This window comes from Actinocorallia lasiicapitis (assembly GCF_054778695.1).
Genome location: NZ_BAAGZI010000197.1, coordinates 1 through 10,365, shown reverse-complemented (window position 1 = coordinate 10,365; position 10,365 = coordinate 1). Strand labels below are relative to the sequence as shown.

Genomic DNA, 10,365 nt, shown 5'->3' with positions numbered 1-10,365 from the left:
CGCCGCGCTCGCCGCCGCCGACGGCGTCGTCCGCCCCCTCAACGGCCCGCGCCCCGACCGCGGTCAGGGCCGCGTGTAGAGCCGGGTGACGACGTCCTCGATGTCGGGTTCGCGGAGGGCGATGTCGAGGACGTCGTGGGTGCGGGTCACCTGGGCGATCACGGAGGCCGGGTTGACCTGGGGCGGGATCGCGTAGTGGAGGCGGGGGCCGTCGCGGTGCAGCAGGGTGACGTCCGGGAGCGCGGGGGCGGGGCCCGGCCCGGCCAGGTCGACGATGAGGGTGCGGTCGGCTTCGGCGGTGGCGCGCAGGGCGTCGAGGCCGCCGTCGAAGGCGAGCCGCCCATGGTCGATGACCATGACCCGGTCGCAGAGCCGTTCGATGTCGCCCAGGTCGTGGGTGGTGAGCAGGATCGTGGTGCCCTCCTCCCTGTTGATCCGGGCCAGGAACTCCCGGACGGCGGCCTTGCTGACGACGTCGAGGCCGATGGTCGGCTCGTCCAGGACGAGCAGTTCGGGCCGGTGCAGCAGCGAGGCCGTCAGATCGCCGCGCATCCGCTGGCCGAGGCTGAGCTGCCGGACGGGGGTCGCGAGGAACGGGCCGAGCTCCAGGAGCGCGGTCAGCTCGTCCAGCCGCTCCCGGTACCGACCGTGTTCTACTTTGTAAAGGTGCCGGATCAGGGTGAAGCTGTCGGCGAGCGGCAGATCCCACCAGAGCGTGGTCCGCTGGCCGAACACCACCCCGAGCCGGCGCGCCAGCTCGACCCTGCGGCGCGACGGGTCGAGCCCCGCGACCCTGATCCGCCCCGACGACGCCGTGAGGATCCCCGTCAACATCTTGATCGTCGTCGATTTCCCGGCGCCGTTCGGGCCCAGATAGCCGACGAACTCCCCGGCCGGGACCGTGAAGCTGATCGCGTCGACGGCCGTCACCTCCTCCCGGACGCGGCGCGGCCCCCGGCCCTTCTTCCGGCGCAGCGTGAAGGTCTTGGTCACCTGGTCGAGCGAGATCACGGTCAGCTCCCCGTCGAACGGTAGTGGCGCAGCCCCGTGCGCCAGGCCAGGGCGGCGACCGCGCACAGCAGCGCGGCCACCACGGGGGACAGAAACCGGCACCAGCCGGGCAGCCCCAGCGGATCGGGATGGCCGAGGACGTACAGGGCGGGCTGCCAGTTCGCGAACGCCAGCGGGATCACGAAGGTCACGCCGCGCAGGAAGTCCTTGCCGAACAGCGACATCGGGAACTGGGTCATGAAACTGCCGCCCCAGGTGACGCTCTTCAGCGCCTGGTGGCCGTCGATCAGCACGAACTGCGCCGCGGAGGTGATCACCCAGACGGCGCAGAAGATGACCGTCCCGCAGACGATCATCGCGACGGTCACGGCGACGTCCAGCGGTGTCAGCGGCAGCCGGGCCGCGGCGACGCCCAGCGCGACCCCCGCCGGGACCAGCCGCGACACCTTCCGCGGCGAGAACTCCTCGGTCGCGAGCTGGATGAGCGGGCTCACCGGCCGGACCAGCATGGTGTCGAGCGACCCGGCCTTGATGTGCTCGCCGAGCCGGTCGGTCATCCCGCACAGCAGATCCGACAGGGCGAATGCGAACTGCGACGTCGCCCACAGGTAGACCACTTCGAGCCCGGAGAACCCGCCGAGGGTGTCGACGCGGGCGAACATGAAGCCGAGCGCGACCAGGTCGAGGAACATCACCAGGACCCCGCCGACCATGAAGATCGTCAGGGCGAGGGGGTACTGGAGGGCGGCGCGGGTCCACGTCCAGGCGAGCAGCCCGTAGGTCCTAACCACCCTGGATCACCAGTTTCCGGTGGGCGGCGCCGGTCAGCAGCCGTCCCGCGGCCAGCAGGAGCACCGCCCAGACGGCCTGGAACGCGAGCGCCCCGGCGACGGAGCCGGCGCGGCCGAGATAGAGGTCGGCGGGCACCTGGACCAGCCCCGACCAGGGCAGCGCCCGGGCGATCGGCTCCAGCCACGGCGGGAACACGACCAGCGGAATGATCAGTCCGGAGAAGAACAGCGAGCAGACGACGGCGAAGGAGTCCAGGGCGCGGGAGTCGTGCAGCCAGAACACCGCGAGGGCGATCAGATAGCGGATCGCGAAGCTCAGCACGATCGCCAGCAGGAACGACACCAGGAAGAACGGCAGGCGTTCCGGCGGCGGGAAGCTGATCCCGAACGCCGCCCACCCGGCCAGCATCGGCAGATAGCCGCGCCCGAGCGCGGTGTACAGCGCCCGGCCGAGATCGTCGGCCAGCCACCAGAGCTGGAGGTCGACGGGCCGGTGCAGGTCGATGGAGATGTCGCCCGTCCTGATCCGCTGGGTCAGCTCCATCCCGCCGAAGATCGCCACCGGGCCGATGAGGGCCTGGGTCAGGAACGAGAAGGTGATCGCGTCGGTGACCGAGTACCCGCCGAGCCCCGGGCTCTCCTTCCACAGCGCGATCAGGATGTAGGCCCGCACGAACCCGAAGAGCGTGTTGCTGACCGCCTCACCGAACGCCGCCAGCCGGTACGCCGAGTACCGCCGGAACGAGAACCACAACACCCACCCGTACGCCACCCGACCCCCTCGCCAAGCCCGGCCAGCCTACGTCGCCGCCCGCCGGGACGCCCGGGGAATCCGGCTTCCGTGAGTGACCGGCCGGAAGTCGGGAAATGTACTTGTATGACTACTTTCGGTTACTTCATCTCTTCGGAGGAGCACACTCCGACGGCGCTCGTGGGCCAGGCGGCACTCGCCGAGCAGGCCGGGTTCGAGGGACTGTGGATCTCCGACCACTACCATCCGTGGCTGGACGCCCAGGGGCAGGCCCCGCTCGTCTGGGCGACGATCGGCGCGATCACCCAGGTCTGCGAGCTGCCGATCACCACGGCCGTCACCTGCCCGACGGTCCGGATCCATCCGGCGATCATCGCCCAGGCGGCGGCGACCGCGCAGCTCCTGGCCAGGGGCAGGTTCCGGCTCGGGGTGGGCACGGGCGAGGCGCTGAACGAGCACATCCTCGGCGACAAATGGCCTGCGGCGGACGAGCGGCTGGCGATGCTGGAAGAGGCGATCGAGGTGATCCGGGCGCTGTTCACCGGAGAGCTGGTCAACCACCGCGGCGAGTTCTACGAGGTCGACACGGCGCGGCTGTACTCGCTGCCCGACGAGCTGCCGCCGATCTTCATCTCGGGGCTGGGGCCCAAGTCGACCGATCTGGCGGGCCGGATCGGTGACGGCTACATCTCCGTCAAACCCGACAAGGAGCTCGTCGACCGGTTCCGGGCCGCCGGGGGAGCGGGCAAACCCACCCAGGCCGGGCTGAAGGTCTGCTGGGGGCCCGACGAGAAGGCCGCGCGGGAACTCGTCCACAAGCTCTGGCGGAACGAGGCCATTCCCGGGCAGGCTTCGCAGCTCCTGCCGCTGCCCGTCCACTTCGACGAGGTCTCGCGGCTCGTCACCGTGGACGACCTGCGCAACGCGTGCGGGCCCGACCCCGAGCAGCACGTCAAGGCGATCAAGGCGTATGTCGACGCCGGATACGACGAGATCTACATCAGCCAGATCGGCCCCGACCAGAAGGGCTTCTTCGACTTCTACGAGCGCGAGGTCCTGCCGGCCGTCCGCGCCCTGTGAACCTGGGAAAGGCGAGAGACCCCACCGGGTGCACGGGTCCGGTGGGGTCTCTCTAGGGGATCAGCACAGGGAGGGGGGAGGTTCGCCCGTGCTTCTCGTGGTTCTTAGTGGAACTGCTCGTCCTCGGTGCTGCCCTTGTAGGCGGTGGTGGAGGAGTTGGGGTTGATCGCGGTGGAGACGGCGTCGAAGTAGCCGGTGCCGACCTCACGCTGGTGCTTGGTCGCGGTGTAGCCGCGGGCCTCGCTGGCGAACTCGCGCTCCTGCAGGTCGACGTAGGCGGTCATGCCCTCGCGGGCGTAGCCGTGCGCCAGGTCGAACATGGAGTAGTTGAGGGCGTGGAAGCCGGCCAGGGTGATGAACTGGAACTTGAAGCCCATGTGGCCGAGCTCGCGCTGGAACTTCGCGATGGTCGCGTCGTCCAGGTGCTTCTTCCAGTTGAAGGAAGGCGAGCAGTTGTAGGCCAGCATCTGGTCCGGGTACTCGGCCTTGACGGCCTCGGCGAACTTGCGGGCCAGCTCGAGGTCCGGGGTGCCGGTCTCCATCCAGATGAGGTCGGAGTAGGGCGCGTAGGCCAGGGCGCGGGCGATGCAGGGCTCGACGCCGTTGCGGACCCGGTAGAAGCCCTCGGCGGTGCGCTCGCCGGTGATGAAGGGGCGGTCGCGCTCGTCCACGTCGGTGGTGATGAGGGTCGCGGCCTCAGCGTCGGTCCGCGCGATCACCAGGGTGGAGACGCCTTCGACGTCGGCCGCGAGGCGGGCCGCGTTCAGGGTCTTGATGTGCTGGTTGGTCGGGATGAGGACCTTGCCGCCCAGGTGACCGCACTTCTTCTCGGAAGCGAGCTGGTCTTCCCAGTGGACGCCCGCGGCGCCGGCCTCGATCATGCCCTTCATCAGCTCGTAGGCGTTGAGCACGCCACCGAAGCCGGCCTCGGCGTCCGCGACGATCGGCGCGAGCCAGTGCGGAGCGGACTCGTCGCCCTCGGACCAGGTGATCTGGTCGGCGCGGCGGAGGGCGTTGTTGATGCGCTTGACGACGGCCGGAACGGAGTTGGCCGGGTAGATCGACTGGTCCGGGTAGGTCTGGCCGGACAGGTTGGCGTCACCGGCGACCTGCCATCCCGACAGGTAGATGGCCTTGAGGCCCGCCTTGACCTGCTGGACGGCCTGGTTGCCGGTCAGCGCGCCGAGAGCGTGGACGTAGTCCTCGGTGTGGACGAGGTCCCACAGGCGCTCGGCGCCGAGGCGGGCCAGCGTGTGCTCAACCTGAACCGAACCGCGCAGGCGGATGACATCCTCGGCCGTGTAGGTCCGCTCGATGCCGTTCCAGCGCTCGTTGGTGTTCCAGTCGTTCTGCAGAGCTTCAGCTGCGCCCTTGAGGCGACCTTCAGTCATTGTCTTGCTCCCTATCTGTGTCGTCCCCTGGGTGCTTGCCTCTGAGTCTGCATCTCTTGACGTCAAGGTTCTACCGGTAAGTAATAGAAACTTCTGCTGTTTTTCCGCTAGCATCAACCCATGGCCGTCTTGCGAAGCGAAGAATCGCTGAACTTGTCGAGTGGTGTAGACCTTTCCGTGTTCGGGCAGCGTCTGCGCCACCTCCGCCGTCAGCGCGGTTACACCCTGTCTGAGCTGGGCGAACGCGTCGGACGAGCCCCCTCGCAGCTCTCCCTTCTGGAGAACGGAAAACGCGAACCGAAGCTTTCGCTGCTCCAGGCGCTCGCCAACGCCCTGGGCGTGCCCGTCGAGGAACTTCTGCAAAAAGAAGCGCCCTCCCGGCGCGCGCAGCTCGAGATCGCCCTCGAAGAGGCCCAGCGCGACCCGATCTACCAGCAGCTCGGCCTGTCCTACCTGAAGGCGTCCAAGCGGCTCCCCAACGACATCCTCGAACACCTGCTCGGTCTGTACGACGAGCTGAAGCGGTCCAGGACCAAGCCCACGGCGTCGCCGGAAGAGGCGCGGATCGCCAACGCCGAGCTGCGGCGCAAGATGCACGACCGGGGCAACTACTTCGGCGAGATCGAGCAGGTCGCCCGCAAGACCCTCGACGCCATCGGCTACAAGGCCGGCGCCCTCTCCCAGGGGATGCTGATGACCCTGGTCGGCCACTTCGGCTACAGCCTGCGCTACGTCCAGGACCTGCCGCGCTCCGTCCGGTCCGTCACCGACCAGCGCAACCGGCGGATCTACCTCGAACGCGAACAGCTCGGGATGCACACCCCCCGGACGATCCTGCTGCAGACCCTCGGCCACATCGCCCTCGGCCACTCGGTGCCCCGCGACTTCGCCGACTTCCTGCGCCAGCGCGTCGAGGCCAACTACTTCGCCGCCGCCATGCTCATCCCCGAACCGGCCGTCGTGCCCTACCTGCGCGACGCCAAGGCCAACCGGGAACTGTCGGTCGAGGACCTCGCCGACGTGTTCTCCGTCTCCTACGAGATGGCCGCCCACCGGTTCACCAACATCGCCACCCACCACCTCGACCTGCGCTGCCACTTCACCAAGAACGACGAGAGCGGCACGATCTACAAGGCGTACGCCAACGACGGGCTGCTGTTCCCCGCCGACGAGGACGGCGCGATCGAGGGCCAGCGGATGTGCCGCCAGTGGGGCGGACGGCGCGTGTTCAACAGCCACGACCGGTTCTCGGTCTTCTACCAGTACACCGACACCCCCAAGGGCACCTACTGGTGCCTGTCCCACATCGACCCCTCGCACGAGCGCGACTTCGCGATCACCCTCGGCGTCCGGTTCGAGGACTCCCGCTGGTTCCGCGGCCGCGAGACCCAGAACCGCGTCAAATCGGCCTGCCCGGACGGCGACTGCTGCCAGCTCCCCCCGGCCGAACTCGCCGCCCGCTGGGAGGGCCAGGCGTGGCCGTCGGCCCGCGCCCACTCCCACGTCCTGTCGGTGCTCCCGCCCGGCGCCTTCCCCGGCGTCGACGAGGCCGACGTCTACACCTTCCTGGACAAGCACAGCCAGGACTAGGGTTTTCGGACGTCCGCACCGATGTCCCGATCCATATGTGAACTGGACGTTTCGGCGAGTTAAGTTCAGGGGTCGGTCCACGCACCCCCGCGTACGACGGTGAATGATCGGAGATACCGGCATTGTTCTTCCCCCTGGGGCGGTTCTTCCCTTAGAAGGGAGTTTCTGTGCTCGCTGAAGCCTCAGACTGGCTGCGGAGGCGCTCGAGCGTCGCCGCGGACTGGCCGGTCGCCGATCTGCTGGAGCTGAAGGGCTCGACGCGGATCAGTGTCGTCCTGCCCGCGCGGGACGAACAGGACACCGTCGGGGTGATCGTTTCGGCGATCCGGCGGGATCTGGTGGAGCGGGCGCCGCTCGTCGACGAGATCGTGGTGATCGACTCGCGCTCCGTGGACGACACCGCCACGGTGGCGTCCGCCGCCGGGGCCAAGGTCTTCGCCCAGGACACCGTCCTGCCCCGGCTGCCGTCCCTGTCGGGCAAGGGTGAGGCGCTGTGGAAGTCGCTGCACGTCACCACCGGCGATCTGGTGGTGTTCGTGGACGCCGACCTGCTCAACTTCTCCTCGACGTTCGTGACGGGGCTGCTCGGGCCGCTGCTCAGCGAGCCCGCCGTCTCCCTGGTCAAAGCCTGCTACGACCGGCCCTACAACGGATCGGAGGCGGCGTTCGCCGGAGGCGGGCGCGTCACCGAACTGGTCGCCCGGCCCCTGATCAACATGCACTGGCCGCAGCTCGCGGGCGTCGTGCAGCCGCTGTCGGGGGAGTACGCGGGCCGCCGCGCCCTGCTGGAACGGCTGCCGTTCGTCACCGGTTACGGGGTGGAGCTGGGGCTGCTGCTGGACGCCGTCGGCATGGCGGGGCTGGACGCGCTCGCCCAGGTCGATCTCGGGGTGCGGGTGCACAGCCACAACTCCACCGAGGCGCTGGGCGCGATGGCGTCGCAGATCATGCAGACGGCCTGGACCAGGCTGGACCGGCAGGGGCTGATGCTGTCGCTGTCGCAGCCGGCGTCCGAGCTGACCCAGTTCCACCGGAGCCCGTCGGGCTATGCCCCCGCCGACCGGGACGCCTCTGTGGGGGAACGCCCGCCGATGATCCAAATCCCGGAGTACGCGTCCTTGCAGCCACGTTGATTAGATAGATCACCCTATGGGTAGGGATGGTCACAAGCGGTGTGGCGCTGCGACGGGGCAGTCTTCGGGGGGCCCCACAAATGAACTTCACACAAACCTGGCAGTCGGTGGTCGACAGCGTGGCGACGACGGGGCCCAAGATCCTCGTCTTCCTGTGCATCATGGTCGTCGGCTGGATCGTCTCGCGTGTGCTGCGCGGAGTGGTCCAGAAGCTGCTGAACAAGGTCGGACTCGATCGATGGGTGGGGGACACCCCGCTCGGTGACGGTCTGTCGCGCAGCGGCTGGGGCGCGAGCAAGCTGGTGGCCAGCATCGTCTACTGGGCGCTGCTGCTGGTGACCTTGCAGATGGCGTTCGGCGTCTTCGGCGCCAACCCGGTCAGCGACATGCTGGCCGCGGTCGTGGCGTGGCTGCCGCGCGCGGCCGTCGCCGTCATCCTGATCGTGGTGGCCGCGGCCATCGCCAAGGTCGTCAAGGACCTCGTGCTCGCCGCGACCGGCGCACTGTCCTACGGCCACGTGCTGGCGGCCGCCGCCTCGATCTTCGTCCTGGCGATCGGCGTCATCGCGGCGCTGAACCAGGTGGGGATCGCGACTTCGGTCACCACGCCGATCCTGGTCACCGCCCTCGCCACCGTCGGCGCGATCGTCGCGATCGGTGTCGGCGGCGGACTGATCAAGCCGATGCAGGCCCGCTGGGAGCGGATGCTGACCCGGGCCGAGAAGGACGCCGGTATCGGTTCCGCAGCCGACCGGGGACGCGAGGACGCCATGCGGGGCGTCCAGAGCGTCAGCGAGAAGACGACGAACCAGCAGTAGCCGTCCGGAGCTCGCGTTCGAGGGTGGTGGCCCGCAGGAGTGCCCAGTCGTACTCCTCGCCGGGCCACCATCCTTTTTCCATGCACACTTCGAGGAAGCCGTGCCGGTAGTCCAGCAGGGACTGCTCGGTCACTTCGAGGCCCGAGGCCTCGATGATGTCGCGGACGGCGGCGGCGTGCTGGTCGGCGGCGGCCATCAGGGCCGGGACCTGCTCCAGTTCGTCCAGCCGGTCGAGGAGTTCGTCGTGGAGTGAGCGCATGACTCCCAACAGTACGTCCCTTTACTCAAGCGTCCTAATGGGCAGATGTTTTGATGACAAAGGGACCGCCGCTCTTGTGATAATTCGCACAGGAGATGACCTCTACTCAGCGGTAATATTCCGGTGCTACCGTGGGTAACACACGTTATTGGACTCCGCGTCCTACTTCGCTGAGAGGTCACCACCACGATGTCCGACGCACCGAAGAGCTTCTCCCTGGAGCTCACCGAAGATGTCCGGGACGCCCAGGCCTGGTGCCACGAGTTCGCCCGTGACGTCATCCGCCCGGCCGCGGAGGAGTGGGACGAGCGCGAGGCCACCCCCTGGCCGATCATCCAGGAGGCCGCGAAGATCGGCCTCTACTCCCTCGACTTCTTCGCCACCCAGTCCTTCGAGGACTCGGGACTCGGCATCCCGGTCACCTTCGAGGAGCTGTTCTGGGGCGACGCCGGCATCGCGCTGGCCATCGTCGGCACCGGTCTGGCCGCCGCGTCCCTCGCCACCACCGGCACCCCCGAGCAGATCGCCGAGTGGGCGCCGCAGATGTTCGGCACCGCCGACGACGTCAAGCTGGGCGCGTTCTGCGCGTCCGAGCCGAACGCGGGCTCCGACGTCGGCTCGATCCGCTGCAAGGCCGTCTACCAGGAAGCCACCGACGAGTGGGTCCTCAACGGCGTCAAGACCTGGGTGACCAACGGCGGTATCGCCAACATCCACGTGGTCGTCGCGTCGGTCTTCCCCGAGCTGGGTTCGCGCGGCCAGGCGTCGTTCATCATCCCGCCGAACACCCCGGGCTTCTCCCAGGGCCAGAAGTTCAAGAAGCACGGCATCCGCGCGTCGCACACCGCCGAGGTCATCCTCGACAACGTGCGGCTGCCCGGCAACCTGCTGATCGGCGGCAAGGAGAAGTTCGACGCCCGCATCGCCCGGGTCCGTGAGGGCAAGCGCGCCGCCGGCCAGGCCGCCATGAAGACGTTCGAGACGACCCGTCCGACGGTCGGCGCGATGGCGCTCGGCGTCGCGCGCGCCGCCTACGACTACGCGCTCGGCTACTCCCGTGAGCGCGAGCAGTTCGGCAAGAAGATCGGTGACTTCCAGGCCATCGCCTTCAAGCTCGCCGACATGAAGACCCAGATCGACGCGTCCCGCCTCCTGGTCTGGCGCGCGGCGTGGATGGCCCGCCAGATGAAGCCGTTCGAGAACGCCGAGGGCTCCATGGCCAAGCTCCACGCCTCGGAGACCGCGGTCCGCGTCACCGAGGAAGCCATCCAGATCCTCGGCGGCAACGGCTACACCCGCGACTACCCCGTCGAGCGCATGCACCGCGACTCCAAGATCTTCACCATCTTCGAAGGCACCTCCGAAATCCAGCGCCTCGTCATCGGCCGCACCGTAACGGGCCTCCCCGTCCGGTAGCGGTTGCGCAGGAGAAAAGGAAAGGCCGCGCGAGTTCGTCGCGCGGCCTTTTCCGTTGTGGTCAGGGTTTGCGGGCTATGGCGCCGTAGGCGTCGAGGGGGGTGGGGGTGCCGAGGTCGGTGGGG

10 protein-coding genes are annotated in these 10,365 nt (G+C 68.5%); 5 read left to right on the top strand and 5 right to left on the bottom strand.

The annotated features are described in order from the left end of the window. Positions 1 to 63: 63 nt before the first annotated feature. From ACYVE7_RS20690 to ACYVE7_RS20680, 3 genes are read right to left on the bottom strand one after another with little or no spacing between them, the layout of a single operon-like run. Positions 64 to 1,008 (bottom strand): ABC transporter ATP-binding protein, encoded by a 945-nt coding sequence (locus ACYVE7_RS20690; protein ID WP_460366611.1) that lies wholly within the window; start codon positions 1,006 to 1,008, stop codon positions 64 to 66. Between the two features lie 5 nt (positions 1,009 to 1,013). Then, on the bottom strand, positions 1,014 to 1,802 hold the full coding sequence (locus ACYVE7_RS20685; RefSeq protein ID WP_460366610.1) for an ABC transporter permease: 789 nt from the start codon (positions 1,800 to 1,802) through the stop codon (positions 1,014 to 1,016). Next, complete coding sequence (locus ACYVE7_RS20680) at positions 1,795 to 2,574, bottom strand: ABC transporter permease (protein ID WP_460366609.1); 780 nt, start codon at positions 2,572 to 2,574, stop codon at positions 1,795 to 1,797. The genes ACYVE7_RS20685 and ACYVE7_RS20680 overlap by 8 nt, the downstream gene beginning before the upstream one ends. 105 nt (positions 2,575 to 2,679) lie before the next feature. On the opposite strand from ACYVE7_RS20680, the gene ACYVE7_RS20675 reads away from it, so the two are divergent. After that, the gene (locus ACYVE7_RS20675; protein WP_460366608.1) at positions 2,680 to 3,633 is read left to right on the top strand and encodes a TIGR03557 family F420-dependent LLM class oxidoreductase; all 954 of its coding nucleotides are present in this window, start codon (positions 2,680 to 2,682) and stop codon (positions 3,631 to 3,633) included. A gap of 104 nt (positions 3,634 to 3,737) precedes the next feature. On the opposite strand, the gene aceA is transcribed toward ACYVE7_RS20675, so the two are convergent. Continuing rightward, positions 3,738 to 5,024, bottom strand: coding sequence for an isocitrate lyase (gene aceA / locus ACYVE7_RS20670; RefSeq protein WP_460366607.1), 1,287 nt, complete (start codon positions 5,022 to 5,024; stop codon positions 3,738 to 3,740). A 120-nt stretch (positions 5,025 to 5,144) separates the two neighbouring features. Here aceA and ACYVE7_RS20665 point away from each other — a divergent pair, with 120 nt between their 5' ends. The 3 genes from ACYVE7_RS20665 (at position 5,145) to ACYVE7_RS20655 (ending at position 8,565) form a co-directional block, all read left to right on the top strand. Continuing rightward, positions 5,145 to 6,614, top strand: a complete 1,470-nt coding sequence (locus ACYVE7_RS20665; RefSeq protein ID WP_460366606.1) for a helix-turn-helix domain-containing protein — start codon at positions 5,145 to 5,147, stop codon at positions 6,612 to 6,614. Between the two features lie 167 nt (positions 6,615 to 6,781). Beyond that, a complete protein-coding gene (locus ACYVE7_RS20660; protein ID WP_460366605.1) occupies positions 6,782 to 7,747 on the top strand; it encodes a glucosyl-3-phosphoglycerate synthase in 966 nt (321 codons plus the stop codon). Between the two features lie 80 nt (positions 7,748 to 7,827). Next, the gene (locus ACYVE7_RS20655; RefSeq protein ID WP_460366604.1) at positions 7,828 to 8,565 is read left to right on the top strand and encodes a membrane protein; all 738 of its coding nucleotides are present in this window, start codon (positions 7,828 to 7,830) and stop codon (positions 8,563 to 8,565) included. Here the strand turns inward: ACYVE7_RS20655 and ACYVE7_RS20650 are convergent. Beyond that, the gene (locus ACYVE7_RS20650; protein WP_460366603.1) at positions 8,537 to 8,824 is read right to left on the bottom strand and encodes a DUF6401 family natural product biosynthesis protein; all 288 of its coding nucleotides are present in this window, start codon (positions 8,822 to 8,824) and stop codon (positions 8,537 to 8,539) included. The two genes, ACYVE7_RS20655 and ACYVE7_RS20650, sit on opposite strands and share 29 nt — an antisense overlap. Before the next feature lie 189 nt (positions 8,825 to 9,013). Here ACYVE7_RS20650 and ACYVE7_RS20645 point away from each other — a divergent pair, with 189 nt between their 5' ends. Next, complete coding sequence (locus tag ACYVE7_RS20645; RefSeq protein ID WP_460366602.1) at positions 9,014 to 10,240, top strand: acyl-CoA dehydrogenase family protein; 1,227 nt, start codon at positions 9,014 to 9,016, stop codon at positions 10,238 to 10,240. Positions 10,241 to 10,365 lie beyond the last annotated feature (125 nt).

Coding starts and splice junctions, on each gene's coding strand:
- ACYVE7_RS20645 (WP_460366602.1), top strand. CDS start 9,014: ATGTCCGACGCACCGAAGAGCTTCTCCCTGGAGCTCACCGAAGATGTC.
- ACYVE7_RS20665 (WP_460366606.1), top strand. CDS start 5,145: ATGGCCGTCTTGCGAAGCGAAGAATCGCTGAACTTGTCGAGTGGTGTA.
- aceA (WP_460366607.1), bottom strand. CDS start 5,024: ATGACTGAAGGTCGCCTCAAGGGCGCAGCTGAAGCTCTGCAGAACGAC.
- ACYVE7_RS20675 (WP_460366608.1), top strand. CDS start 2,680: ATGACTACTTTCGGTTACTTCATCTCTTCGGAGGAGCACACTCCGACG.
- ACYVE7_RS20650 (WP_460366603.1), bottom strand. CDS start 8,824: ATGCGCTCACTCCACGACGAACTCCTCGACCGGCTGGACGAACTGGAG.
- ACYVE7_RS20655 (WP_460366604.1), top strand. CDS start 7,828: ATGAACTTCACACAAACCTGGCAGTCGGTGGTCGACAGCGTGGCGACG.